Raw genomic sequence first — 24,488 nt, forward strand, 5'->3', positions numbered from 1 at the left:
GCCGGCCGCCGCTCGCGAGCTGCGCGCAACCGCCGACGCCGTCGCCCGGGTCGACGCGCTGCTGGGCGAGGCGCCCGGCCGAGGGGGCACGGCGGACGTGGCGGCGCTGCCCGCCGCGACCGTGGTGCTGGACGGCGTGACCGTGCGCCGTGGCCCGCGGACCGTGCTGCGCGACGCGACCCTGCGGATCGGCGACGGCGAGCGGGTCGCGCTCGTCGGCCCGAGCGGATCCGGCAAGAGCACCATCGGCGAGCTGCTGGTCGACCTGCTGCCGGTCGGCGCCGTGCACGGAGCCGCCACGATCGACGGCCGCCCCCTCGACGAGGTCGACCCCCACGTCCTGCGCCGGACCATCCTCCACGTGCCCCAGGACCCGTACCTGTTCGACGCCGACGTCCGCGCCAACCTGCGCCTGGCGCTGCCGGACGCCGACGACGACGCGCTCCGCCAGGCCCTCCGCGACGCCGGTGCCGGAGCATGGCTGGACGGCCTCCGCGACGGGCTCGACACCCCGGTCGGCGAGCGAGGAGGCCACCTGTCCGGCGGCGAGCGGCAGCGGATCGGCGTCGCCCGGGCCCTGCTCGCGGGCCGCCGTCCCGACGGCGGGCCTCGCCTGCTGGTGCTCGACGAGCCGGTCAGCCAGCTGCCGCCGGAGGAGGGCGTCGCGCTGCTGCGGCGGCTGCTCGACGCCGATTCCTCCCGTGGGGCGCTGCTGATCGCCCACCGCGACGCCGAGGCCGCCCTGGCCGACCGCTGCGTGACGGTCTCGGCCCAGGGGCGCCTGGCCTGAGCGGGAGCGCGTCGGGCCGCCGGGTCAGGCGACCGAGCGCAGCGGCGGGACCGCCGCCCGCGCCGCCGACTGGTCGCGCGTCGCGGACCGCACCTGGTCGACGAAGCCGAGGACGTGCGGCCGCCGATCGTCGCGGCGACGGACGAGGAACAGCGGCCGGAACCGGGCCGGGGCCAGTGGCCGGGCGACCAGGCCGAGCGACTGCGCCCGCGCGACGTTCGAGGCGTAGGCGATCGTCAGCGCGTCGCCACGCGCGGCGACCTCCTCGATCATCGCGTCGATGTCCGGACGCAGCGCGACCGCGCGCGACGGCACCGACGCCTCCTCGCCCCACAGCTCGCGCACGGTGTGGGGCGTGCAGAGCTCGTCCTCCCCGGAGAAGAAGACGACCGGCTCGCGCCGAAACCGCTCGACGGGCACCGTGGCCGCGGCGGCCAGCGGATGGCCGGCCGGCAGGACCGCCAGCAGCTCCTCCTGGAGCACGACCTCGGTCCGCAGGTGCTCGTCGGCGTCATCCGGCAGCCCGCGGACGAAGGCGACGTCGGCGCGGTGCTCGAGGACCGCCCGGATCGCCGGCCCCGTCTTGCTGCGGTCGACCGCGACCGTCAGGGCCGGGAACCGCGCGCGCAGGCCGGAGAGCGCGGCGACCGGCACGCTTCCGTCGCGGTTGCGGCTGAGGACCACGCGCAGCTCGCGCGCGGCGTCGATGTCGGCGGCCTCGCGCGCGGCCCGGACCCCGGCCTCGGCGCTCGCGATCGCCGTGCGCGCGTGGTCGAGCAGCGCCTCGCCGGCGGCGGTCAGCTCGGTGCTGCGGGTCGTCCGCCGGAGGACCGCGACGCCCAGCTGCCGCTCGAGCTGGACGATCCGGCGGCTGAGCGCCGGCTGCGTGACGGTGAGCCTTCGCGCGGCCGCGGTGAACGTGCCCTCCTCGGCGACGGCCACGAACGCGGCCAGCAGGCGAAGCTCGACACTCATGCATCCCGATCATAGACGGGCCGCGATCGGCATTTCCGTCGTCGGCCGCCGGAGCGCAGACTCGATCGCATGTCCCACGCCCAGCCCAGGCCGATCGAGGACCGCCTGACCGTCGCCGCGGCCGCGATCGGCTTCTTCCTCGTGATCCTCGACTCGACGGCGGTCAACGTCGCGCTGCCGAGCATCCGCAGCGCGCTGGGCACCTCGCTGCAGGGGCTGCAGTGGACGGTCGACGGGTACCTCGTCGCGCTCGCCGGCGGGCTGCTCGCCGCCGGCGCGATCAGCGACCGGATCGGCGCCCGGCGGGCGTTCCGGCTCGGCATGGCCGGGTTCGTCGCGACCTCGCTGCTCTGCGCCGTCGCACCGACCGCCGAGGCGCTGATCGGGTTCCGGGTGCTCCAGGGGCTCGCCGCGGCGCTCGCGCTGCCCGCGTCGCTGGCCCTCGTCCGTCACTCCCAGGCGAGCGAGCTGGCACGCGGGCGCGCGATCGCCGCCTGGTCGGCCGTCGCGTCGCTGGGGATCGCGTTCGGGCCGCTGATCGGCGGGGCCCTGACCAGCGGCCTGAGCTGGCGCTGGGTCTTCGTCGCCAACGTCCTGCCGGGCGCATTCGCGCTCTGGGCGACCCTGCGGATGCGCGAGACGCCGCGCACCGCGGCGCCGATCCACCTCGGGGGCCAGGTGCTGGCGACGCTCGCCGGCGCGTTCCTGACGGTGGCGATCATCGAGGCCGGCCACGGCGGCCCGACGCAGGCCGTGGCGCTCGTCCCGGCCGCCCTGGCGCTGCTGGCGGCGACGGCGTTCGGCGCGCTCGAGCGACGCGGCCGCTCGGCGGTGCTCCCCCGGCCGCTGCTCGCCAGCCGCCTGGCGCTGGCCGTGCTCGCGGCGGGCATGGTCTTCAGCGTCGCGATCTACGGCAGCTTGTTCGCGATCGGCCTGCTCTTCCAGCAGCAGCACGGGCTCTCGCCGCTGATGGCCGGCGTCGCGTTCCTGCCGTTCGCGCTCGGCGCACCGCTCGGCAACGTCACCTTCGGACGGATGATGGGACGCCGCGCACCGGCTCGGCTGATGGTGCTGGGCGTCGCCGCGACGGCCGCCGGCCTGGCGCTCCAGCTGAGCGTCGCGCCGGGAGTCCCGGTCTGGGCGACCGCGCTGCTGATGGCGCCGGCCGGCTACTGCTCCGGGTTCGCGGCGTCGTCGATGCCGGTGGTGCTGATGTCGGTCACGCCGCCGTCGGTGACCGGCGCCGCGGCCGGGCTGCAGAACGCGACCCGCCAGCTGGGGAGCGCCCTCGGCGTCGCCGGGTTCGGCGCGTTGGTGGCCGGCGGCGGCTTCTATCCGGGGCTGCGGCTGGCCGTCGGGCTCGCCACGGCGCTGCTGCTGGCCACCGCGGTCGGGGCGCTCCTGGCCGGCCGCGGGCGCTCCGCCGACGTCGCGCCGGCCGCGGCCCAGGCCGGTTGCCGACCCGCGTGACGACGCGCTCGCGGCTGCCGGTGCCCTACCGTTGCCGCCGCATGCGCGTGCCGCCGCTGGCCCTCCTCGTCGTCCTGCTCGGGTCGCTGCTGACCGCGACGCCGGCCGCCGCCCTCGACAAGGGCCTGCAGGACGACGGGATGCTCCATGCCGCCGATCCGACCGTGCGGGCCGCGTTCTGGCGCGACGTCCGCTCGGCGCGGGTCCGGACCGTGCGAACGCTGGTGCGCTGGGACACGCGGACGCGAGCGATCGACCCGGTGACGTCGGCGGTGCTGCGGACCGCGGGCGAGGACGCGCGCCGCTCGGGGGCGCGGCTGATGGTCGGGATCTACTCCCCGATCGCCCGCAGCAAGCCGGCCAGCTGGCGACTCAGCGCGACCGGGGCGCGCCGCTACCGGACCTTCATGCGCTCGCTCGCCGCCAGCCTGCGCGAGGGCGACGTGCCGCTGGCCGCGGTGATGACCTTCAACGAGCCGAACTTCCGCTCGATGTGGCCGCAGCGCCGCGCCCGCGACTGGGTCCGCCTGTCCAACAGCGGCTACGCGGCGATCAAGGCCGAGCTGCCCGACGTGCCGGTGCTCGTCGGCGAGACCTCCTCCCAGGCCAGCGCCGGCGGCGGCTCGACGATGCCGGGGCTGTTCCTGCGGCGCGCGCTCTGCGTCGACCAGCGGGGCCGTTCGCTGACCGCCACCGCCGGCTGCCGCACGCGGCTGCGGGCCGACGGCTTCGCGGTCCACGCCTACGACTTCCTGCGTCCCGATCCCCGGACGCCGGTCGCCGATCCCGACGAGTGGACGATCGGCAACCTGGCGGCGGTCGGCCGCCAGCTGCGGATGCTGGCGCGGGCGGGCCGGATCACGCCCGCCGCCGCCCGCAACCTGCACGTGACCGAGTACGCGCTGCGGACCTCGGGCGCCCGCGACGTCCCCCGCGCCGCGGCGGCGCGGTACCTGCGGTCGGCGTGGGCCGCCGCCCGCCGGGCGGGCGTCCGGACCTTCGTCTGGTACCAGCTGCGCGACCCGGCCGGCGACCACCGCTGGATGTCCGGGCTGCGCGGGGCCGGCGGCACCGCCCGCCCGGCCTGGGACGCCTTCCGCGGCCTGCGCTGAGCGCCGCCGGCCGGAGGCGCGCCCGCGTCGGTCAGGCCGGCACCGGGCGCGCCCGCGAGGCCAGCCACGCCTGGAGGTCGGCGATCGCCACCCGCAGATCGGGCGTGTCGCCGTCCTCGAGCCACTCCAGGACCAGGCCCTGCAGCGCCGCCACGGTCAGCACCGTCAGCGGGCCGACCGCCATCCGCAGCCGCAGCCCCCGCGCCTCGGCCGAGCGGGCGGCCTCGGCGACCAGCTCGTGCAGGCGGTCGTTGAGGAACCCGGCCGAGGCCCGCAGCCGGCGATCGGTGATCGCCTCGGCTCGCAGCCCGAGCCACGCCACCAGCAGCGCGCGATCGGTGGTCAGGCTGCGCCACAGCCGGTCGAAGCCGACCTGCAGGCGCTGCTCCGGATCGTCGATCCCGGCGGTGGCCGCCTGGACGCTGGCGACGAGCCGGTCGCCGACGCGCTGCACGACCCGCTCGATCAGCTGCTCGCGGGTCTCGTGGTAGTAGAGGACCAGCCGCTTGTCGATCCCGGCCTCGCGGGCGACGCTGGCGATCGAGGTCGCCGCGTAGCCGTCGCGGGCCAGGCAGCGCAGGCAGGCCTCGACGATCCGATCCGCCTTCTCGGTCCGACGATCGCTGCTGGCCCGTTCCCCCATCGCCACCAGCATAGGCCCATCGGTGGCGAATTTCACCGATCGGGGAAACATGCTGTACGTTGCCGGGATGACGTCGTCGAGCCCCGGGATCCCCGCCGCGCCGGTGACCGAGCCGCCGCCGTTCGCCCACCGCCGGGCCGGCCACTGCGGCTCGGGCGCGCTGCGGGACCTGCTCGAGTTCCACGGGCTCGACCACGGCCGCGGCCCGCTCAGCGAGGCGATGGTCTTCGGCCTCTCCGGCGGGCTCGGGTTCCTCTACCTCGACGAGGTCCCGGCGCCGGCGCCGCCCGTCTACCTGGTCGGCCGCACCGCCGACCTGGAGCGCGACATCGCCCCGCAGCTCGGACGCGTTCCCGGGACCGAACCGCCACGCGACCTTCGTCTACCGCTGGCCGGCGCGACTGCCACCGCTGGCGCCGGCGGTCCGCGCCGCCGCCGCGCTCGTCGTGCGCAACATGCGCCACGCCGGCAACCCGCTGGCCGGCCTGCCCGGCGGCACCGGCCTGGAGGGCGTCGCGCACCTGACGCGCTCGTACGGTGACTGGCCCGCGCGCTTCGGCGACGACCTGCCGGACGCGCTCGGCGGGCTGCGCGTGTTCATCGTCAAGGCCGGGACCGGCGGGGCGATGTTCCGCTCGCTCCAGGCCGGGTTCCTGGAGGAGGCCGCGGCGCAGCTCGAGGACGGCGCCGTCGCCGAGGCCGGCCGCCGCTACCGCGTCCTCTCCGACGCCTGGATCGCGCTCGCCGACGCCGCCGGGGCCGGCGATCACGGCGCCGGAATCGAGCCGGTCGCGGCGATCGCCCGGCTCGAGGGCGAGGCCGTCGCGGCGCTGGAGGCGTGCGCATGATCCGCGAGGACGGCTTCCTGGAGCACCACCCGAACTGCCTCGGCTGCGGCAGCGAGAACCCGGCCGGGATGGGCCTGCGGATGCGGGCCGCCGAGGACCGGATCGTGGCCAGCGTCCGCTTCGACCGCCGCCAGGAGGGCGCGCCGGGGATCGCCCACGGCGGCGCCGTCGCGACCGTCCTCGACGACGCGCTCGGCAGCGTGCTGATGCTCCTGCGTCGGCCCGCGGTCACCGCCAACCTCAACATCGACTACCGCCAGCCGGCCTACCTCGGCCGCGAGCTGCAGGTCGAGGCATCGTGCACCGGCATCGACGGCCGCAAGATCCACCTGCACGGCGTCGTCCGCGACGGCGAGACGACGATCGCCGAGGCGCGGGCGCTGTTCCTCGGCGTCGACCTGGAGCACTTCCGCCGCAGCGGCGAGCCGCTGCCCGAGACCTGGGAGGGCTGGCCGGAGGCCCGATCGGCCCCCGCCGAGCGCTAGCGGCGCCGCCGCGCCGGCCGTGGCTCGCTAGGGTCGCCGACCATGACCGTCACCGTCGTCGGGTCGATCGCGTTCGATGCCGTCTCGACCCCCACCGACAGCCGCGACCGGATCCACGGTGGCGCGGCGTTCCACTTCGCCCAGGCGGCGTCGTTCTTCACCGATGTCCGCGTGGTCGGGCCGGTCGGGGACGACTACAGAGACGAGGACGTCGCGCTGCTCGGCACCCGCGGCACGAACACCGACGACGTCGAGCGGGTCGCCGGTGGCAAGACCTTCTTCTGGAAGGGCCATTACCACGAGGATCTGAACACCCGCGACACGATCACCACCGAGCTGGGCGTGTTCGAGACCTTCGAGCCGAAGCTCTCCCCCGCCAGCGCCGAGGCGGACGTCCTCTTCCTGGCCAACATCGTCCCGGCGATCCAGCGCGCGGTCCGCGCCCAGGCTACGAAGGCCCGCTGGGTCGCCCTGGACTCGATGAACCTCTGGATCGACATCGCCCGCGACGACCTCGTCGCCGCGATCGGCGAGGTCGACTGCCTGATCCTCAACGACGAGGAGCTGGCCCAGCTGACCGGCGCCCGCACGACCTACAGCGCGGCGCAGGCGATCTTCGGCTGGGATCAGGCGCCGAGCTCGATCATCGCCAAGCAGGGCAGCTACGGCGCTCAGCTGTTCACGGCCGATGGCGGTGGCTTCACCGTCCCGGTCTTCCCGCTCGAGTCGGTGGTCGACCCGACCGGTGCCGGCGACACCTTCGCCGGCGGCGTCGTCGGCTACGTCGCGGCGCGGCTGGCCGCCGACCCGTCGCTGATCGTCGACCGCGACGTGCTCGCCGCGGCCCTGGTCTACGGCACCGCGACCGCGTCGCACAACGTCGAGGGCTTCGGCGCCGAGCGGCTGTTCGAGCTGACCGGCGACGCCCTGCTGGAGCGCGTCGCCAAGCTCGACTCGCTGATCAGCTTCACCGACGTGACGGTCCCGCTGCGGGGCTGAGCCCGCGGCACCCGGCCGGCCGCGCCACCCGCGGCCGGCCACGCGCCGGGCCGTCCTACTTGCTCGGCAGGACCGGCTTGATCGGCTGCAGCCGCGGGTACTGGCCCTTCTTGCCACCCGGCGGCGCGTACGGGCCCTGCTGGACGCACGGCTGGTTTCCCGAGGCCCCCAGCAGCAGCGTCAGCAGGCCGGCCGGGTTCGACGTGTTGCGGCACGAGAACGACGGTGCGCGGCCCGTGCCGTGCAGGTCGAGCGTCCCCGGCAGCGGGTAGGGGTTGGAGCGGTTGGTCGGCAGCGGCCTGGTGTTGCCCAGCAGCAGCTCGTCGTTGATCGGGAGCGTCTGGCGCAGCACGCTGCGGCGGACGCCCTTCAGGTCGGGCAGCTTGGACTCGATCGCGGCCGCGCTGTTGGCGAACACGATCGGGATCTCGCGGCGGTAGGCCCTCAGGTACTGCGCGACCGGCAGCAGGTCCTGGCTGACCGGCGACAGGATGTCCATCAGCGGCCCCGTCGAGTCGAGGATCCGCCGCAGGGCCGGCAGCCCCGTCGTGACCTGCGACAGCACCGGCCGGATCTCGATCAGCGTCTTCTCGAGCTGCGGCGCCACGACCGCCAGGTCCTGCAGCGCCGGGCGGATCAGCGGCGTCACCGGCCGCAGCGCCGCCAGCGCGGGCTTGGCGTCCCGCGCCGCGCCGCGGGCGACCGCCAGCGTCTTGCGGGTCTCGTCGAGGAACGTCGGCAGGATGTGGACCGTGTCGCGCAGCGGCCCCGTGATCTGCGAGGTCGTGTCGACGATCTCGCGACCCGACCGCGTCAGCTCCTGGACCGCGCCCGCGCGCCGCCCGACCGCTTGGAACGTCTGCCCCAGATCGCGGGTCCCGGACTGGATCTCCGCCGACTGCCGGTTCAGCAGGCTCAGCAGGCTGTCGGCCGCCTCGAGCGTCTGCGGGAACTGGCCGGTCGCGGTGTTGAAGTCCTTGCCGCGACCGTCGAGGCCCTTGGCCAGCGACGTCAGCAGGCCCCGCAGGTCCTTGCGCGTGCGATCGTCGAACGCGTCGAGGATCTGGTCGAGCTCCGCCGTCGGCTGGACCTGCTTGCCGGGGAGGTTCCCGCCCTCCTCGATGAACGACCCGGGCTTGTGCGCGGCCGCGGCCCGCCGCGACCCGAACGAGAGATCGACGAACGTCTCTCCCAGCAGCGTCTTGGTCCGCAGCGTCGCCCGCGTGTCGCGCGGCAGCGGCGCGAACTTCGGCTCGATCTGCAGGGTCACCTTGGCCGAGCCCTGCAGCTTCTCGATCTTCACGACCTTGCCGACCGTCACGCCGCTGACGCGCACGTCGGCGTAGCTGGCCAGCTGCGAGCCGCTCTGGAACTCGGTCGTGACCTGGTAGGCCTTCGGCCGCAGCGGCACCGGGCCGCCGAAGCTCGTCCAGAGGAACAGCAGCAGCCCGAAGCACGACAGCGCGAACGCCACCATCACCACGATCTGCCCGAAGCTCGGTCCCTGCTTGTTCATTTGCAGAGCCCCAATGCGTCGAGGACGCCCGCGATCGGTCCGAGCGCGGCGTCGGAGGAGAACGAGCTGCAGCTGAGGATCAGCTGGCCCCGCCAGCCGACCCCGTGCGCGTCCTGGGTCGAGAAGATCGAGTTCGCGTTGTGCGCGAACCAGGCCAGGTAGTACGAGTAGGGCTTGGGCGCGCCCGGCGCGTCGTAGCCGAGCACGTTGACCACGTGCTGCAGGACCTTGGCGCTGTCGTCCAGGTCCTGCAGCTGCGGTCGCAGCGCCTCGACGGTCGCACGCAGGTTGCGGACGGCCGGCAGGCCCTGGGTCGCGAGCGTCTTGACCGGTCGCAGGTCGCCGGGCAGCTCGCGCAGCAGCGGCTCGATCTTCGGCAGCGCCTTGGTCGTGTCGCGCAGCGCCGGCCGCAGCGCCCGCGACGTCGGGCCGAGCTCGTCGGCGAACCTGCCGGCGTCGTCGAGCGTGTCGCCCGTCAGCCGCAGCGTGCTCGGGAACAGCGCCAGCGCCTGCTTCAGCTCCTGGTCGCGGCCGGCGAAGGTCTTGAGCGTGACCGCGGCCCGATCGAGCGTGTCGCCGACCGCCTGGTCGTGGTCGACCAGCGCGTCCGACAGCCGGCCCAGGCGGGTGACGACGCCCTTCAGCGCCGCTCGCCGCTCGCCGATCACGCTCAGCACCGCGTGCGTCTGCTTGGCGGTCGGGGTGCCGACCCGCAGGATCTCGCGGAGGACCTTCTCGTTGCCGTTGAAGCCCTTCGCGGTCGCCTGCAGCAGCTGCTGGAAGTAGGCCCGCGAATCGGAGTCCAGGGATGCGAGCGCCTCGTCGAGCTGCACCTGCGAGATCGCCTGGGCCTCGGGGATCGTGTCCCCGGCATGGAGCGCGGGGGCCTTGCTCGAGCCGGGGTCCAGCTCGATCGTCATGTCCTGGAGACCGGTCCGCGGACGGAGCATCACGGTCGCGTCGCGGCGGATGCTCGGCAGCTTGTCGCGCTCGATCCGCAGCGTCACGGTCGCGTGGCCGTCCTGCAGCTTGACGTCGCTGATCTCGCCGACGCTGACGCCGGCGACCGCGACCGCCTGCCCCTGGCCCGGCGTCACGGCCTGGCCGGACGCGAAGTCGGCCTTGACCTCGTAGACGTTGTCCCACGGCAGCGGCAGCCGCTGCTTCTCCAGCAGGTAGCCGGCGACGACCAGCGAGGCGACCATCGCCACCACGATCACCGCGACCGCCCACCAGTACTGGCGGAGCGCCATCCGGATCGTCTTCATCGACCGACCCCCTGCTGCGCGGCGGCCTGCGACGCCTGGGACGCGTCGCTCGCGCCCGTGGCGGCACCGCTCGCGCCGTCGGCCTTCGCGGCCGGATCGCCGAGCGTCGACTGCAGCTGCTGCTCGAGCTGCTTGATCTTGGCCGGGGTCATCGACTTGGCCGTCCGCAGCAGGCTCTCCATCGTCGACGACAGCTTGCCGCGGTCGATCGGGTCGGTGGTCTGTTTGCCGACGTAGGCGTGCGGCGTCGCGCGCAGGCTCGGGACCGGCTGGCTCTCGCACGGGACGTCGCCGCGGAAGGGCGGCGGCGAGACCGGCGTCGGGGTCGAGCCGGCGATCGGCTGGTCGGCGCGGGCCTGGAGGTCGCGCGAGCCGCCGCCGAACGACAGCAGCTGGTTCCCGAGGCCGACGATGTAGCGGGTCCAGGGGCCGTTGGCGTCGAAGTTCGAGGTCGAGGAGCCGAGCCCGATGAGGCTCGAGAGCAGCTCGCGGTAGACCGGCATCCCGGTCGACAGGGCACCGTCCGGGACCGGGGCGTTGAGGACCGGCAGCGCGTTCTTCCAGAGGCAGGTCGAGACCGGCCGCAGGTCGTCCATCACCGTGCCGAGCGGATCGGCGGTGACGCTGAGGCTGCGGAGCGTCGGGCGCAGCTCGGCGAGCAGGCCCTGGACCTTGCCCGAGCGGGCGAGCGACAGCAGCGCGTTGAGCGCCGGGTTGGCCAGGTCGAGGGTCGCCGGCAGGCGGCGCACCAGCGGCCGCGCGTCGCGGACGAGGGCGCGGGCCTCGGGGATCACGGCGTTGAGCTTCGCCAGCGCCGGCATCGCGCGGGCGGTCGTCCGATCGAGCTCCGCGAAGGTCGCGCGCAGGTCAGCCTGGCTGTCGGCGAAGGCCTGGAAGGTCCGGCGCCCGTCGTGCAGGACGCCGCGCAGGCTCGCCTCGTGCTGGTCGAAGACGTGCAGCAGGTCGCCGGTCGAGCGGACCAGCCGGCGGAGGTCGCCGGGGCGCTCGCCGCGGGTGGCCTCGCTGACGACGGCGAAGTCGCCGAGGGCCGGCGGGCTGGCGCGGATCAGCTCGCCCAGCGACTCGCCGCCGCCGTTCTTGAGCGACTCGCCGAAGCCCTTGAGGGCCTGCTTGAAGTTGTCGCGGGCGTTGCCGTCGAAGGCGCTGAAGACCTCGTCGAAGGCGACGTGGATCGTCGTCGCGCCCGGCGGGATCGGGTTGTCGCCGAGCGGCGGCGCTCCCGGGGAGCCGGGGTTGATGTCGAGGAAGAAGTTGCCCTCGAGGAACAGCCGCGGACGGATCTTGACCGTCGCGTCGCGCCGGATCACCGGCGTGTCGTCCTTCAACTCGACGGTGATCTCCGACAGCCCCGGGTGGTCCTCGACGGCCTTGATGTCGCTGACGCTGCCGACGTCGACGCCGCCGATCCGGACCTTGGTCGCCGGGCCGACACGAAGGGCTCCGGCGTCGCGGGTCACGACGTGGACCTCGCGCGCTCCGCCGCCCGGCAGCGGGCCGCCGAAGACCAGGTAGACGACGGCGAGGGCGAAGAGGACGGTGGCCAGGCCCCAGCGGACGTTGGAGCGCACGATCTGGCCGACCGAGCGCTGATGGACCGGCTTGCGACCGCGGCGACTCATCGGGGCCCCTTCGCCGAGCCGGCCGGCGCCGTCGTGTGCGGGTTGGTGGTCGGACCGCCGCCGACCGGGCCGAGCCGCCGGCCGGGCAGGTAGCGCTCGTTGCCCAGCTCGCAGGTGCCCTTGTCGGCGTCCGGGTAGACGTTGTAGTGCAGGTCCGGGTCCGGCGTCGCGGCCTTGCCGAGCATCTGGGCGGGCGACAGCAGCAGGATCAGGCGGAACCAGTTGCCGTTGCGGTCGCCCTCGCCGACCACGTCGCCGGCGTTGCGGGCGAAGAGCCCGACGTAGTTGCAGCGCGTCTGCGCCGGGACGACCGTCCGCAGCGTCGGCAGCAGCTCCTCGGCGATCGGCTTGAGCATCACCAGCGAGGCGGTCGTCGACTCCTGGGAGAGGTTCTTGTCGAGCGTCTTCAGGGTCGCCTCGAGCTCCTTGCCGAGCACCGGCGCGCGCCGCAGGACCGGCACGCCGTGGACGGTGACGCCGTGCAGCGCCTTGACCGTCGCCGGCAGCTGCTCGGTGCCCGGGCGCAGCTCGCGGGCCAGGGCGGCCGCGTCGCGCAGGACCGGCGTCAGCTCGCGCGAGGCGCGCTGGGCCTCGGTCAGGGTCCCGGGCGTGAGCTGGAGGACCTGGGCCAGCGCCGGGCTCTCGGCGGCCAGCGCCTCGAAGGTGATCCGGGCCCCGACGAACAGGCGCCCGAGGTCGCTCGTGACCGGCAGCACCGCCTGGGTCGTCGCGTCGGCGCCGCGGATCAGGCCGCCGAGATCGGTGCGGGGATCGGCGACCGTCCGCAGGAAGCGGCTGGCCTTCTCCAGCACGTCGGGCAGGATCGCCAGCGCCTGGTTGAAGGCGGCTCCCCGGCCGGCGACGCCGTTGGACGCCTCCTTGACGACCCCGCGGAACGACTGCCGCAGGCCGGAGTCGAAGAGGCCGGTGACCTCGTCGAGATCGACCGAGGCGCTGGTGTGGTCCTCCTGGATCACCCCGCCGATCGGGATCGTCTTCTTGCTCGTGCCCGGGATCAGCTCGACGTACTTGGCGCCGATGACGCTCTTCGGGCGGATCCGCAGCTTGGTGTCGGCCGGCAGCTCCGCGACGGTCTGGTCCAGCTTCAGGTCGAGCTGGGCGTAGAAGCTCTTGTGGTCCTTCGTCGCCTCGGCCGTGATCCCGTTGATCTGGCCGACCCGCTTGCCGCCGATCCGGACGTCGACGCCGGTCGTCAGCTTCTTGGCGTCGGCGACCCGCGCGGTGATGTCGTAGGTCTGGATGAAGGGCAGGCCGGAGTTGGCGTTGTACGACAGCAGGATCGCGACCAGCGCGACCAGGATCGTCGCGGCGCCGACGAGCACCGGGCTGCCGGCCAGGGAGGTCCGCCGGCGGTTCATCGTCCCGCCCCCGCGGCGGCGGCGGCCCGCTGGGCCGCGTTGGTGTCGCGCGCGCCCTGCGGCGCCGTGCGGCCGGCGGTGGAGCCGGCCGAGCGGGTCGTCGAGCCAGCGGTCGAGGCGCTGCCGCTCGGCGCCCGGCGGGTGGCGGCGCGACCGGTGGCCCCCGGCGGCGTGCTCGACAGCTGGCGGACCGCGTGGCCGGTGGCGGCCGGGGTGCCCTCGTCGGCGAACTTCGCCGAGCAGCCGGCCTGCGGCTGCGACGAGACCGCGATGCAGGTCCCGCCCAGGTTCACGTGCGCCGGCAGGATGTGCGAGACGCTGTCGAAGCGGGCGGTGGCCATCGAGACGTTGAAGACGAACAGGGAGAGCAGCTCGGGGACGCCGTTGTCGCTGAGGCTGCGGTTGAGGTCGCCGGCCAGCGGCGCGATCGGCGCCAGCGAGGCGACGACCTGCCGCAGGCGCTCGAGCTGCGGCGCGGCGCGCTGGAGGACCGGCACGCCGACCCGGGCGGCCTTGGCCAGGCTGCGCAGCGCCGGGCGGGCGGCGTCGGAGAGCGGCTCGAGGTCGCCGGCCAGCTGGCGCAGCGACGGCGACGCCCGCCGCAGCGAGGCCAGGGTCGGGGTGGCGTCGCGGGTCAGGTCGCGCAGCGACTGCAGCGCCGGGCGCAGGTCGCGCAGCGTCGGCGGAAGCTCCTTCAGCGCGCGGTCGAGCGCGGCGCGGTAGTCGGAGGAGACCTTCAGCACCTTCGAGCTGGCCTCGAAGGTCCCGGCCAGGTCGTCCTTGCGCCGGTCGAGCTCGCCGAGGATCTCGTCGGTGGCCTCGATCACGCGACCGAGCGCCGCCTTGTCGGCTCCGAGCACGTCGAGCGTCTGGCGCGCGTACTTGAGGGTCGGGTTGGCCCGGCGGATCGCCGCCGAGAGGTCCTCGCCGCGGCCGGCGAGGCCGGCGCCGAACTCGTTGGTCAGCAGCTGGAAGCGGACGTTGGTCGGCTGGCCGAGCATCGCGACGACGAGGTCGAGGTCGACCGGGCTGGAGTTGTTGTCCAGCGGCACGGTCGGCGCCGGATCGCTGCCCTTGACCAGCTCGGGCTGGTCGGGCCGGCCCGGGTCGCACTCGACGAACTTCTCACCGATCAGCGACTGCGGCAGGATCGTGCAGTCGGCGTTCGCGCGGAAGGGCGTGAACTTCTTGTCGATGTTCATCGAGATCCGCGCCCGGCGGTCCCCGGTCAGCGTGACGTCGGAGACCTTGCCGACGTTGGCCCCGGCCACGCGCACGTCCTGGCCGGTGCCGACGAACGAGGCGTTGTCGAAGATCGCGTCGATCCGCACGGTGCCGTCGCTGCCGCCCGAGCCGCCGCAGGCGCTCAGGACTGGCGCGAGCGCGGCGACGGCCGCCACCGTCAGCAGCTGGCGACGCCCGATCACGGGGTCCCTCCGCCCAGGTTGACCTGCTTCGGGTCGCAGGTCCCCGCGAACCCTTCCGGCCACGGGTTCGAGCCGTCGGCGGCGGCCTGCGTGGCCGAGCCCGGGCAGCGGTTGACGACGTGCGTCTGCGGGGCGCTGATGCCCGACCCGAGCAGCGGCGCCAGCGTGTCGACGAGCCCGCCGAGCAGCGGCCGCAGCAGATCCGGCAGCGCGCCGTCGCTGATCGTCAGGCCGATCCGGCCGTAGTGGCCGTTGGCGTCGTAGTAGCCGGCGGACTTGCCGCCGAAGCTCGTCGAGAGGCCGGCGACGACGTCCGGCGCGTAGCGGCGGACCTCGGTCACGATCGGCTTGGCCCCGACCAGCGCACGGGTCAGCTCGGTCAGCGACGGGACGGTCTGGTCGGCCAGCTTCGGCGTCCGCCGCAGCACGTCGGAGAGGTCCGGGATCGCGGCCCGCACGTCCCGCAGCAGCGGCTTGGTCTGGGCGGCCAGCGGCTGGACGATCCGCAGCGTCTTGGCCAGCTTCGGCGCCAGCGGGCGGGTCTCGCGCAGCAGCGGCCGCGCCTCGTTCAGCAGCGTCCGGCTGCCTGCGAAGGTCGAGTTCGCCCGCCGCAGGAAGGCCGGGCCGCGCTCGATCGTCCGCCGCAGCGCGTCGCGCTCGTCGGCGGTCGCCCGCAGCGTCGCCGCGGCGGCCACGAGGCCCTGCTCGAGGTCGTCCTTGCTCGAGGCGAAGGTCGAGGAGACCGCCGCGCTGCTGGCGATCAGCCGCTGCAGGGCGGGCTCGTCGCTCGTCAGCTCCTCGAGCGTCAGGCGCGTCTGGCCGAGCGCCGGCGAGAGCCGCTCCAGCAGCTGGTTGGTCGCCGCCTCGGAGCCGACGAAGGCGGTCGCGCCACCGCGGACGACGTCCTGCAGGTACTGGCGGCCCTTGGTGTCGACCGCGTTGAGGACCTGGTCGACGTCGGTCGCCGAGCGGGTGTCGATCGCCGGGATCAGGCCCTGGTCCTTCAGCTCCGGCGCGTTGTTCGGGCCCGGCTCCAGGACGACGATGCGACCGGCGACGCTCGACAGCGAGCTGTTGCGGAGCACCGCCCGGGTGCCCTTGTGCAGCGGCTTGAACTCGCCATCGTCGATCTTGAGGACGATCTCGGCCTGGCCGTTGTCGCCCAGGCGGACGTCGCCGACGGTGCCGATCGTCGCGCCGCCGACCTTGACCAGGTTGCCCTTGACCAGCTGGCCGGCGTCCTGGAACTGGGCGATCACCGAGTAGGAGCTGCCGCTCCCGAGCGTCAGGACGACGACGAGCACCGCGACAACGGCCACGACTGCAGCGACGACGATCCGGGTGATTTGCGCTCCCACAGAAACCCCAACGAGCGGCGACGGACACCAATGCCGTCACGAACGCTCTCCTCGGCGCGGCATCCTACGTTTGTGGAGGGATGTCACGCAACCCGGTACCAGCCGGCGAACGGGGCCTTGCGCGGGATTTGCGACCGGCGGTACGGCCTGCATCTCGCTGGGACGCCATTTCCGGCCCGTCGGTTGGGAATCGGTTATGCCGCTCGCGATCTCCCCGGATGCCCGCGGTGCGGCGTCGACACCGCACACTGCGGGAGACCATCTAGGCTTTCGCCATGCCCGTGATGTCCGACGCGTCGATCCGCCAGCTGATCGCCGACGAGCGCCTGCGGATCACCCCATGGAACGACGGGATGGTGCAGCCGGCCTCGGTCGACCTGCGGCTGGGCAACTCGTTCCGGGTCTTCCACAACCACCGGGTGACATCGATCGACCTCGCCGATCCGCCGGCCAACCTGACCGAGCAGGTCGTGGTCGAGGACGACGAGCCGTTCGTGATCCACCCCGGCGAGTTCGTGCTCGGTCGGACCGAGGAGTGGGTCGAGCTGGCCGACGACCTGGTCGCGCGGATCGAGGGCAAGAGCTCGCTCGGCCGCCTCGGCCTGATCGTGCACGCGACGGCCGGCTTCTGCGACCCGGGCTGGAAGGGCACCCTGACGCTCGAGCTGGCCAACCTGACGCGGGTGCCGATCCTGCTGCGGCCCGGCCTGCCGATCGCCCAGCTGTCGATCATGACCCTCGACCGCCCGGCCGAGCGGCCCTACGGCCACCCCGAGTTGGGCAGCCACTACCACGGCCAGGTCGAGGCGACCGAGAGCCGCTACGAAGGTGGTCCCGCCCGCGTCCCCGGCAACGGCCCCGCGCGGGTCGCCGGCGCCGGGGACTAGCGGGATCGGGTCCTCGGGACCCGGCCACGACCGCGGGACCCCGGTCCCCGGGGCCCCGCCTGCCGCGCGGCGCGCGCGGCGATCCGATCCGGCCGACGTCAGCCGGCGACCGGCTCCGCGACCGGCAGCCGCGACGCGATGTCGCCGATCTCCCAGGGACCGTCGGTCTCGATCTCCTTCGCCACCTGCCAGCCGACCAGCTCCTGGATCGACCCGCCCTGGACGGCGAAGACCTTGCCGGTGACCGTCGAGTCCGCGGTCGCCAGGTACGCGACCAGCGGCGAGATGTTCGACGGCGCGAACAGGTCGTGCTCGCCCTCCTCGACCTCCTGGGCGAAGATCGCCCCCATCCCCGGCGTCGCCAGCGTCAGGCGCGTGCGGGCGATCGGCGCGATCGCGTTGACCCGCACCCCGTAGCGCTCCAGCTCGGCGGCGGCGACCAGCGTCATCGCCGCGATCCCGGCCTTCGCCGCCCCGTAGTTCGCCTGGCCGGCGTTCGGCACCGTCGTCCCCGACGCCGACGCCGTGTTGATGACCGCCGCGTTGGGCTGGTTGCCCGCCTTCGACTGGGCCTTCCAGTACTCGGCCGCGTGGCGCAGGACCGCGAAGTGGCCCTTCAGGTGGACCGCGATCACCGCGTCCCACTCCGCCTCGCCGAGCGCGGCGACGAAGCCGTCGCGGAGGATGCCGGCGTTGTTGACGACGACGTCGAGGCCGCCGAGCTCGGTCACGGCCTGGTCGATCAGGCCCTTGGCCCCGTCCCAGGTCGCGATGTCGTCGGTGTTCGCGACCGCCGTGCCACCGGCGGCGACGATCTCGTCCACGACCTCCTGGGCCGGGCCGGCGTCGCTGCCCGACCCGTCGTTGGCGCCGCCGAGGTCGTTGACCACGACGCTGGCGCCCTCGCGGGCGAAGAGCAGCGCGTGCTCACGGCCGATGCCGCGGCCCGCGCCGGTGATGACCGCCACGCGGCCGTCCAGTGCTCCCATGTCTCACGTCTCCTGTTGCGTTTGGTGGTGCGGACCCGCCCGGCGGGGTGCGCCGCCGGGCGGGGTGGGCGACCGCTGGGTCAGTCCGCGATCTCGGCCAGACCGGCGCGGACGACGAGGTCGTCGCCGACGGAGGTCTCGTAGCGGTAGGTCGTCACGCCGTCGGCGGAGCCGACGCGCCAGACCCGGGTCCGCAGGTCCTGCCCCGGCAGCACCGGCTTGGAGAAGCGGACCGCCAGCCGCTTCAGCCGGCCGACGTCCGAGCCCCCGAGCTCGGTCAGGACCGCCCACGACGTGAAGGCCATCGTGCAGAGGCCGTGGGCGATGATCCCCGGCAGCCCGGAGTCGCGGGCGATCTCGTCGTCGAGGTGGATCGGCATCGGGTCCCCGGCCGCCGGCCCGTAGCGGAACGTCTGGTCGTCGTCGACGTGCTGGACGACCTCGGCGACCGGCGGCTGCTCGCGCAGCGCCTCGTCGAACGGGAAGACCGGGCCGAGCACGCCGGCCGCCTCCCCCGCGTCGACGCCGCGGACGAAGAGCGTCACGTACTGCTCGTTGACGAGCTCGCCGTCCTCGCTCCGGGTCTCCAGGTAGACGGTTCCGCGGGTGCCGTTCGGCAGGCCCTCGTAGCCGGTCATCTTGGCCCGCGAGACCAGCGTCTCCCCCGGCGCGATCGGCCGGTGGAAGACGAAGTCCTGCTCGCCGTGGACGACCCGCCCGAAGAAGCTCAGCGGGACGACCTCGAGCGCCGGCTCGGTCAGCGCCTCGAAGACCGGGACGATGGCGAACACCGGGCTCGCCACGTCGCCGGCCAGGTGCGCCGGGATCGGGTCGTTGGTCGCCTTCGCGTACTCGACCAGGCGCTCGCGCGTGACCTCGAAGCGCTTCTCCTCGGTCCAGACGTCGAGCCCCGCGGCGTTGAACCGCTCGACCTGCGTGGACATCGCGGCAGCTCCCTCCGGCCTCAGGCGACGAGCGCCGCGAGCTTGTCGAGCGACTCGTTGAGGTTCTTCTCGCCGTCCTTCTCGACGGCCTTCCCGAGCGCGCCGGTGATCATCGAACCGACGAACTCGGCCTCGATCGTGGCGCTCGAGCCGCCGTTGCCGTCGGACGCCAGCGCGAAGGCGAACGTCGTCTTGACCCCGGCCATCCCCTCGCCGGAGATCGTCAGCCCCTGGCCCTCCTGGAGCTCGTCGACGGTCCAGGTGATCGTGTTCGGCATCCCGAGCATCGTCACCACCTGGGTCGCCGTGGCGCCCTTGGTGTACTTGACGGGGATGTCGCCCTTCCACTTGGTGTGGATGGTCAGCCACTTCTCGTAGCTGCTCGGATCGACGATCTGCTCCCAGACCGTCTCCGGGGTCGCGGGGATCGTGACGTTGGCGCTGATCTTGCCCATGGTGCTGGTTTCCTCGACTGTCGTGGTGTTGGCGGTTCGGAGCTAGCGCTCGGCCCGCTGGTAGGCGGTGACGACGGCGCTGCCGCCGAGCCCGATGTTGTGCTGGAGCGCGGCCTCGACGCCGTCGACCTGGCGCTTGTCGGCGGTGCCGCGCAGCTGCCAGGTCATCTCGGCGCACTGGGCCAGGCCGGTGGCGCCGAGCGGGTGGCCCTTCGAGATCAGGCCGCCCGACGGGTTGACGACCCACTTGCCGCCGTAGGTGGTCTGGCCGTCGTCGATCAGCCGCGGGGCGTCGCCCTCGTCGCAGAGCCCGAGCGCCTCGTAGAGCAGCAGCTCGTTGGCGGAGAAGCAGTCGTGCAGCTCGATGACCTGGAAGTCCTCGGGTCCCAGCCCGGACTGCTCGTAGACCTGGCGCGCGGCCTGGACGTTCATGTCGTAGCCGATCACGTCCTTCGCCTTGCGGGTGCTGAACGACGTCTCGAAGTCGGTCGTCAGCGCCTGGCCGACGATCTCGACCGCCTGGCCGGCCAGGCCGTGGCGGTCGACGAAGTCCTCGCTGGCCAGGATCGCCGCGCCCGATCCGTCCGAGGTCGGCGAGCACTGCAGCTTGGTCAGCGGCGAGTAGATCTCCTTCGCGGCCAGGATGTCGTCGAGCGTGTACTCGTCCTGGAACTGGGCGTAGGGGTTGTTGACCGAGTGGCGGTGGTTCTTCTCGCCGATCTTGGCGAAGTGGACCGGCTCGGAGCCGTGCTCCTGCATGTGCTCGCGGCCGGCGGCGCCGAACATCCACGGCGCCGGCGGGAACCTGACCTCGGAGATCTGCGCCAGCAGGTCGATGTGGCGGTCCATCGGCTGCGTCCGGTCGTTGAACGTCGAGCCGAGCGAGCCGGGCTGCATCTTCTCGAAGCCCAGCGCCAGGGTGCAGTCGGCGAGCCCGCCGCGGATCGCCTGCGCGGCGAGGAACAGCGCGCTCGACCCGGTCGAGCAGTTGCTGTTGACGTTGAAGACCGGGATCCCGGTCAGGCCGAGCCCGTAGACCGCGCGGTGGCCGGCGGTCGACTCGCCGTAGACGTAGCCGACGTAGGCCTGCTCGACCTCGTCGTAGGCGATGCCCGCGTCCTGCAGCGCCTTGGTGCCCGACTCCTTCGCCATCTGCGGGTAGTCCCAGTCCTCGCGCCGGCCGGGCTTCTCGAACTTCGTCATGCCGACGCCGACGACGTAGACCTTCTTGCTCGACACCGTGGGTCGCTCCTTCTCTGGTTCGGGATCCCCTCGAGCCGACGCGGACGGGGCCGCGAACGGACGTCGATCAGGGGTGCCGCGGATAAGATACAGACCTGTTGGTTTTTTTGAACAGTCGGGCCGGTTTCTTTTCTGCCGACGTCGCGATCGCCCTCGGCGCCGCGGATCCCCGTCCCGGGCCGGCGGCCGGCGAGCCGCGATCAGACCTCGCCGACGAGGTCCTCCAGCAGCGGCCGGTAGAGCGCCCAGCGGCTGGCCCGCGACGGCGCCGCCCGCGGCTCGAACGCCTCGGCCAGCGCCAGTCCGCGGAGGGTGCTGATGCAGAGGTCGAGCTTGGCCATCAGCAGCGCGTCGTCGGCCAGCTCGCCGGCGAGCCCGGCGATCGTCTCGCGGATCATCCGCCGCAGCCGCCGCTCGACCGGCAGCAGCCGCTCGCGCAGCTCGCGGTCGTCGGCGGCCGCGATCCAGATCTTGGTGCCGGCCTCGAAGAGGTCGCTGGAGAAGTCCGCCCAGACGACGTCGAGCAGCTCGCCGACCGAGAAGCCCTCGTCGCGGAGCGCGGCGACCTTGTCGGCCATCGCGTGGATCCGCTCGTTGGCCAGGTGCTCGTAGGCCTCGGCGACCAGGTCGAGGCGGTGCGGGAAGTGGTGGGTCTGGGCCCCGCGCGAGACGCCGGCCAGCTCGGCCACGTAGCGGCTGGTGGTGCCGGCGTAGCCGACCTCGACCAGGCTCCGGATCGTGGCGTCGAGCAGCTTGCCGCGGGTCTCGGCGCGCCGCTCCTCCTGGGTCCGCCGAGCCCCGTCGCCGCCGCGGCCGTTGCTCGCGCGGCCGCCGGAGACCGCCCGCCGGACGGCCTTCTGCGCGGCCTTGCCGGCCTGGTTCGCCGCCTTGCCGGCCTGCCGGGGACGTGGTGGCGTCACGCGTCCACCTCCTGCAGCTTGCGCTTGAGGACCTTGCCGGTGGGATTGCGCGGCAGCTCGTCGAGGAACAGCACCTCGCGCGGGACCTTGTAGCGGGCGAGGTTGACCTTGACCAGCTGCTTGACGTCGTCCTCGCTCAACGCCGCGCCCTCGCGCAGGACCACGTAGGCCCGCAGCCGCTTGCCGAACCGCTCGTCGTCGACGCCGAGCACCGCGGCCTCGGCGATCTGGTCCTGCCCGGCCAGCAGCTCCTCGACCTCGCCGGGGAAGACGTTCTCCCCGCCCGAGACGATCATGTCGTCGTCGCGGCCGTCGATCGTCAGCAGGCCGTGGGCGTCGAAGTGGCCGACGTCGCCGGACGACAGCAGGCCGCCGATGCTCTCCTTGCCCCCGCCGCCGGTGTAGCCCTCGAACGGGATGCCGTTGCCGACGAACACGCGGCCGGTGACCCCGCGCGGGACGTCGCGCCCCTCGTCGTCGAGGATCCGCACGCGGGCCCCGCGGACGACCGGGCCGACGCTGTCGGGCGAGATCCGCATGTGCCGGGGCTGGGCGATCGTCGCGTAGGCGACCTCGGTCGAGCCGTAGAGGTTGTAGAGGACGTCGCCGAGCGTGTCGAGCGCTCGGGTGGCGAGCGATCCGCCGAGCTGCGAGCCGGCGACGAAGACCACCCGCAGCGACGACAGGTCGGCGCTGCGGCCGGCCTCGTCGTAGGCGTCGAGGAACCGGCGCAGCATGATCGGGACCACGATCAGGCCGGTCGCGCGGTGCTTCGCGACGTCCTCGACGGCCAGCGCCGGGTCGAACCGGCGGCGCAGGATCATCGTCGACCCGAGGCCCGCGGCGAGGATCGCGTGGGCCAGGCCGAGCGCGTGGAACATCGGCGTCGCGACGACCGTCGCCTCCTCGCTGCGCAGCGGCACGCTCGTCAGCAGGCCGCCGAGCGTCGAGAGGCTCTTGGGCTGCTGGCGACGGGCGCCCTTCGGCGTGCCGGTGGTGCCGCTGGTGAGGATGATCAGCGACGAGTGCTCCTCCGGGGCCGGCGGCCGCGTCGGATCGCCGCTCGCGATCAGCTCCTCGATCGTGGCGTCGGCGTCGACCGCGCCGGCGGCCTCCTCGACCCAGGCCCGGACCCGCCCGAGCGGCGCGTCGACGGCGGCCACGTGGGCGGCGAACTCGTCGTCGAAGACGAGCAGCTTGACGCCCTCGCGGGCCGAGACCTCGGCCAGCTGCGGGCCGGCGAAGTCGGTGTTCATGAAGATCGCCCGGGCGCCGAGCTTGGAGGCGGCGAACAGCGACTCGACGAAGCCGGCGTGGTTGCGGATCATCAGCCCGACGCCGTCGCCGGCGCGGACGCCGCGGTCCCGCCAGGCGTTGGCGAGCGCGTTGGTCCGCTGCTCCAGCTGCGCGTAGGTGAGCGACCCGCGCTCGTCGATGATCGCGGTCCGGTCCGGATGGCGGCCGAGCGGCAGCGCGAGGGCCGCCCCCAGCGGCCCCTCGGCGCGGATCGTCCGCAGGGCCCCCGCGATCACCGCCGGCCGATCGGCCCGCACGAAGCCCGACTGGACCAGGGCGCGCAGGTACGCCGCCTCGTCCGCCCCGCGCGAGGCGATCTTCTTCGGGACGGCGGGCGCCGCGCGCGCGATCCGGCAGAGCATGCCGGTGAGCGTACACGATGAAAAAAACCGTCGGGTTGGTATCTTTCGGCGCACGACCCACCCCCGGGACCCCGTCCGGCGCGCCGCGAGCGATCGCCCGGGTGGCCCGCGACCAAGGACGCCCACCATGAGCAGCACCCTCGAGCCCAGCGCCGCCGCCACCGCTCCCGCGATCTCCCACGACAGCGAGGCGTGGAAGCTCGTGGGCGGCGAGATGGAGCGGCCGATCTTCGACGACGACCACAAGGCGTTCCGCGAGAGCGCCCGCCGCTTCCTCGAGAACGAGATCGCGCCCCACGAGGCCCGCTGGGAGGAGCAGCGGATCGTCGACCGCGAGGCGTTCCTGAAGGCCGGCGAGAACGGCTTCCTCGGCCTTTCCGTGCCGGAGCAGTACGGCGGCGCCGGGATCGACGACTTCCGCTTCAACGCCGTCTTCGGCGAGGAGGTCGTGCGGGCCGACTGCCGGGGCCTCGGCGCCGGCGTGATGCTCCACAACGACGTCGTCCTGCCGTACCTGATCTCGTTCTGCAACGAGGAGCAGAAGCAGCGCTGGCTGCCGAAGTGCGTCAGCGGCCAGACGATCCTGGCCGTCGCCATGACCGAGCCGGGCACCGGATCCGACCTCCAGGCGATCCAGACGACCGCCGTCCGCGACGGCGACCACTACGTCGTCAACGGGGCGAAGACCTTCATCACCAACGGCATCAACAGCGACCTGGTCGTCACGGCGGTCAAGACCGAGGCGGGCCTGAGCCTGCTCGGGATCGAACGCGACACGCCCGGCTTCGAGCGCGGGCGCAAGCTCGACAAGCTCGGCATGCACAGCCAGGACACGGCCGAGCTGTTCTTCAACGACGCCCGGGTCCCGGTCGAGAACCTGATCGGCGACGAGGGCATGGCGTTCATGTACCTGGTCCAGAAGCTCGCCCAGGAGCGCCTGACGCTGACCCTCAACGCGACCGCCGGCGCCGAGGCCGCGCTCGGCCTGACGATCGACTACGTCCGCCAGCGCAAGGCGTTCGGCCGCTCGATCGGCCAGTTCCAGAACACCCGCTTCAAGCTCGCCGAGCTGAAGACCGAGTGCGTCAAGGCGCGCCTGTTCGCCGACTGGCAGCTGGCCCAGCACGTCGAGGGCAAGCTCTCGATCGAGCACGCCGCGATGGGCAAGTACTCCTCGACCGACCTGCTCTGCCGGGTCGTCGACGAGGGCGTCCAGCTGCACGGCGGCTACGGCTACATGACCGAGTACCCGATCGCCAAGGCCTACGCCGACGCCCGGATCACCAAGATCTTCGCCGGCACCAACGAGATCATGAAGGAGATCATCGGCCGCGGGATGGACTTGGGCTAGGGCCTGTGGCGGGTCTCGGTGGGCGGCGGGCGGGGGCCGCTCCGAGGGGCGCTGGCTGGACGGTCGTGGCTCGGCGCTGGCTGTGGCCGGCTGGTGGGTCGGTGGTGGCTCGGCGCCGGCTGGACGGTCGTG

The 24,488-nt window shown here is 73.5% G+C and carries 21 protein-coding genes and 2 pseudogenes; 9 read left to right on the forward strand and 14 right to left on the reverse strand.

Annotation, left to right across the window (positions count from 1 at the left end):
* On the forward strand, nt 1-790 hold a 790-nt coding region (locus PAI11_RS20630), incomplete at its 5' end, for an ATP-binding cassette domain-containing protein (RefSeq protein ID WP_138974456.1).
* A 24-nt stretch (nt 791-814) separates the two neighbouring features.
* Here the strand turns inward: PAI11_RS20630 and PAI11_RS20635 are convergent.
* Entirely contained in the window at nt 815-1,765 is a 951-nt protein-coding gene (locus PAI11_RS20635) for a LysR family transcriptional regulator (protein WP_007578367.1), read from the reverse strand.
* Between the two features lie 69 nt (nt 1,766-1,834).
* Between PAI11_RS20635 and PAI11_RS20640 the strand changes: the two genes are divergently transcribed.
* Both PAI11_RS20640 and PAI11_RS20645 read left to right on the forward strand, forming a co-directional pair.
* Complete coding sequence (locus PAI11_RS20640; RefSeq protein ID WP_007578369.1) at nt 1,835-3,235, forward strand: MFS transporter; 1,401 nt, start codon at nt 1,835-1,837, stop codon at nt 3,233-3,235.
* Between the two features lie 41 nt (nt 3,236-3,276).
* Entirely contained in the window at nt 3,277-4,347 is a 1,071-nt protein-coding gene (locus PAI11_RS20645; protein ID WP_007578370.1) for a hypothetical protein, read from the forward strand.
* 31 nt (nt 4,348-4,378) lie between these two features.
* Here the strand turns inward: PAI11_RS20645 and PAI11_RS20650 are convergent, their stop codons facing one another.
* On the reverse strand, nt 4,379-4,990 hold the full coding sequence (locus PAI11_RS20650; RefSeq protein ID WP_040601207.1) for a TetR/AcrR family transcriptional regulator: 612 nt from the start codon (nt 4,988-4,990) through the stop codon (nt 4,379-4,381).
* A 67-nt stretch (nt 4,991-5,057) separates the two neighbouring features.
* Here PAI11_RS20650 and PAI11_RS28225 point away from each other — a divergent pair.
* The 4 genes and pseudogenes from PAI11_RS28225 to PAI11_RS20665 all read left to right on the forward strand — a co-directional run.
* Nucleotides 5,058-5,276: pseudogene (locus tag PAI11_RS28225) on the forward strand (BtrH N-terminal domain-containing protein); the annotation flags it as partial.
* Between the two features lie 109 nt (nt 5,277-5,385).
* Nucleotides 5,386-5,838 (forward strand): annotated as a pseudogene (locus PAI11_RS28230) (DUF4872 domain-containing protein); the annotation flags it as partial.
* Nucleotides 5,835-6,323, forward strand: coding sequence for a PaaI family thioesterase (locus PAI11_RS20660; RefSeq protein WP_007578373.1), 489 nt, complete (start codon nt 5,835-5,837; stop codon nt 6,321-6,323). The pseudogene PAI11_RS28230 and the gene PAI11_RS20660, both read left to right, overlap by 4 nt.
* 42 nt (nt 6,324-6,365) lie before the next feature.
* Nucleotides 6,366-7,322, forward strand: coding sequence for a PfkB family carbohydrate kinase (locus PAI11_RS20665; RefSeq protein ID WP_007578374.1), 957 nt, complete (start codon nt 6,366-6,368; stop codon nt 7,320-7,322).
* A gap of 55 nt (nt 7,323-7,377) precedes the next feature.
* On the opposite strand, the gene PAI11_RS20670 is transcribed toward PAI11_RS20665, so the two are convergent.
* From PAI11_RS20670 to PAI11_RS20695, 6 genes are read right to left on the reverse strand one after another with little or no spacing between them, the layout of a single operon-like run.
* Nucleotides 7,378-8,838 carry an MlaD family protein gene (locus PAI11_RS20670; protein ID WP_007578375.1) on the reverse strand — a complete coding sequence of 487 codons (1,461 nt, stop codon included), beginning with the start codon at nt 8,836-8,838 and terminating at the stop codon, nt 7,378-7,380.
* Nucleotides 8,835-10,106, reverse strand: a complete 1,272-nt coding sequence (locus tag PAI11_RS20675; RefSeq protein WP_007578376.1) for an MlaD family protein — start codon at nt 10,104-10,106, stop codon at nt 8,835-8,837. The genes PAI11_RS20670 and PAI11_RS20675 overlap by 4 nt, the downstream gene beginning before the upstream one ends.
* A complete protein-coding gene (locus tag PAI11_RS20680) occupies nt 10,103-11,746 on the reverse strand; it encodes an MlaD family protein (RefSeq protein WP_007578377.1) in 1,644 nt (547 codons plus the stop codon). Before PAI11_RS20680 ends, PAI11_RS20675 begins: the two co-directional genes overlap by 4 nt.
* Nucleotides 11,743-13,125 (reverse strand): MlaD family protein, encoded by a 1,383-nt coding sequence (locus PAI11_RS20685; protein ID WP_007578378.1) that lies wholly within the window; start codon nt 13,123-13,125, stop codon nt 11,743-11,745. Before PAI11_RS20685 ends, PAI11_RS20680 begins: the two co-directional genes overlap by 4 nt.
* Entirely contained in the window at nt 13,122-14,552 is a 1,431-nt protein-coding gene (locus tag PAI11_RS20690; RefSeq protein WP_040601211.1) for an MlaD family protein, read from the reverse strand. Before PAI11_RS20690 ends, PAI11_RS20685 begins: the two co-directional genes overlap by 4 nt.
* A complete protein-coding gene (locus tag PAI11_RS20695; protein WP_244406578.1) occupies nt 14,549-15,871 on the reverse strand; it encodes an MlaD family protein in 1,323 nt (440 codons plus the stop codon). The genes PAI11_RS20690 and PAI11_RS20695 overlap by 4 nt, the downstream gene beginning before the upstream one ends.
* A 314-nt stretch (nt 15,872-16,185) precedes the next feature.
* Between PAI11_RS20695 and dcd the strand changes: the two genes are divergently transcribed.
* Nucleotides 16,186-16,797, forward strand: a complete 612-nt coding sequence (gene dcd / locus PAI11_RS20700; RefSeq protein ID WP_040601213.1) for a dCTP deaminase — start codon at nt 16,186-16,188, stop codon at nt 16,795-16,797.
* A 98-nt stretch (nt 16,798-16,895) separates the two neighbouring features.
* Here the strand turns inward: dcd and PAI11_RS20705 are convergent, their stop codons facing one another.
* The 6 genes from PAI11_RS20705 to PAI11_RS20730 all read right to left on the reverse strand — a co-directional run bounded on the left by PAI11_RS20705 (nt 16,896) and on the right by PAI11_RS20730 (nt 23,005).
* Complete coding sequence (locus PAI11_RS20705) at nt 16,896-17,786, reverse strand: SDR family oxidoreductase (RefSeq protein WP_007578382.1); 891 nt, start codon at nt 17,784-17,786, stop codon at nt 16,896-16,898.
* An 80-nt stretch (nt 17,787-17,866) separates the two neighbouring features.
* On the reverse strand, nt 17,867-18,730 hold the full coding sequence (locus tag PAI11_RS20710; RefSeq protein WP_007578383.1) for a MaoC/PaaZ C-terminal domain-containing protein: 864 nt from the start codon (nt 18,728-18,730) through the stop codon (nt 17,867-17,869).
* A gap of 20 nt (nt 18,731-18,750) precedes the next feature.
* Nucleotides 18,751-19,185, reverse strand: coding sequence for a type II toxin-antitoxin system Rv0910 family toxin (locus PAI11_RS20715; protein ID WP_007578385.1), 435 nt, complete (start codon nt 19,183-19,185; stop codon nt 18,751-18,753).
* 42 nt (nt 19,186-19,227) lie between these two features.
* Nucleotides 19,228-20,424: a lipid-transfer protein gene (locus tag PAI11_RS20720; RefSeq protein WP_007578386.1), complete on the reverse strand. Its 1,197-nt coding sequence runs from the start codon at nt 20,422-20,424 to the stop codon at nt 19,228-19,230.
* A gap of 203 nt (nt 20,425-20,627) precedes the next feature.
* Entirely contained in the window at nt 20,628-21,347 is a 720-nt protein-coding gene (locus PAI11_RS20725) for a TetR/AcrR family transcriptional regulator (RefSeq protein WP_007578387.1), read from the reverse strand.
* Nucleotides 21,344-23,005 (reverse strand): acyl-CoA synthetase, encoded by a 1,662-nt coding sequence (locus PAI11_RS20730; protein ID WP_007578388.1) that lies wholly within the window; start codon nt 23,003-23,005, stop codon nt 21,344-21,346. Before PAI11_RS20730 ends, PAI11_RS20725 begins: the two co-directional genes overlap by 4 nt.
* A 214-nt stretch (nt 23,006-23,219) precedes the next feature.
* Here PAI11_RS20730 and PAI11_RS20735 point away from each other — a divergent pair, with 214 nt between their 5' ends.
* Nucleotides 23,220-24,356: an acyl-CoA dehydrogenase family protein gene (locus PAI11_RS20735; protein ID WP_040601222.1), complete on the forward strand. Its 1,137-nt coding sequence runs from the start codon at nt 23,220-23,222 to the stop codon at nt 24,354-24,356.
* The last annotated feature ends 132 nt before the right edge of the window (nt 24,357-24,488 follow it).

Source organism: Patulibacter medicamentivorans, from assembly GCF_000240225.1.
Taxonomy (GTDB): domain Bacteria; phylum Actinomycetota; class Thermoleophilia; order Solirubrobacterales; family Solirubrobacteraceae; genus Patulibacter; species Patulibacter medicamentivorans.

Bases quoted from the DNA above. Each gene is read 5' to 3' on its own strand.
- PAI11_RS20635 (WP_007578367.1), bottom strand. From the start codon at position 1,765: ATGAGTGTCGAGCTTCGCCTGCTGGCCGCGTTCGTGGCCGTCGCCGAG.
- PAI11_RS20640 (WP_007578369.1), top strand. From the start codon at position 1,835: ATGTCCCACGCCCAGCCCAGGCCGATCGAGGACCGCCTGACCGTCGCC.
- PAI11_RS20645 (WP_007578370.1), top strand. From the start codon at position 3,277: ATGCGCGTGCCGCCGCTGGCCCTCCTCGTCGTCCTGCTCGGGTCGCTG.
- PAI11_RS20650 (WP_040601207.1), bottom strand. From the start codon at position 4,990: ATGGGGGAACGGGCCAGCAGCGATCGTCGGACCGAGAAGGCGGATCGG.
- PAI11_RS20660 (WP_007578373.1), top strand. From the start codon at position 5,835: ATGATCCGCGAGGACGGCTTCCTGGAGCACCACCCGAACTGCCTCGGC.
- PAI11_RS20665 (WP_007578374.1), top strand. From the start codon at position 6,366: ATGACCGTCACCGTCGTCGGGTCGATCGCGTTCGATGCCGTCTCGACC.
- PAI11_RS20670 (WP_007578375.1), bottom strand. From the start codon at position 8,838: ATGAACAAGCAGGGACCGAGCTTCGGGCAGATCGTGGTGATGGTGGCG.
- PAI11_RS20675 (WP_007578376.1), bottom strand. From the start codon at position 10,106: ATGAAGACGATCCGGATGGCGCTCCGCCAGTACTGGTGGGCGGTCGCG.
- PAI11_RS20680 (WP_007578377.1), bottom strand. From the start codon at position 11,746: ATGAGTCGCCGCGGTCGCAAGCCGGTCCATCAGCGCTCGGTCGGCCAG.
- PAI11_RS20685 (WP_007578378.1), bottom strand. From the start codon at position 13,125: ATGAACCGCCGGCGGACCTCCCTGGCCGGCAGCCCGGTGCTCGTCGGC.
- dcd (WP_040601213.1), top strand. From the start codon at position 16,186: ATGCCCGTGATGTCCGACGCGTCGATCCGCCAGCTGATCGCCGACGAG.
- PAI11_RS20705 (WP_007578382.1), bottom strand. From the start codon at position 17,786: ATGGGAGCACTGGACGGCCGCGTGGCGGTCATCACCGGCGCGGGCCGC.
- PAI11_RS20710 (WP_007578383.1), bottom strand. From the start codon at position 18,730: ATGTCCACGCAGGTCGAGCGGTTCAACGCCGCGGGGCTCGACGTCTGG.
- PAI11_RS20715 (WP_007578385.1), bottom strand. From the start codon at position 19,185: ATGGGCAAGATCAGCGCCAACGTCACGATCCCCGCGACCCCGGAGACG.
- PAI11_RS20730 (WP_007578388.1), bottom strand. From the start codon at position 23,005: ATGCTCTGCCGGATCGCGCGCGCGGCGCCCGCCGTCCCGAAGAAGATC.
- PAI11_RS20735 (WP_040601222.1), top strand. From the start codon at position 23,220: ATGGAGCGGCCGATCTTCGACGACGACCACAAGGCGTTCCGCGAGAGC.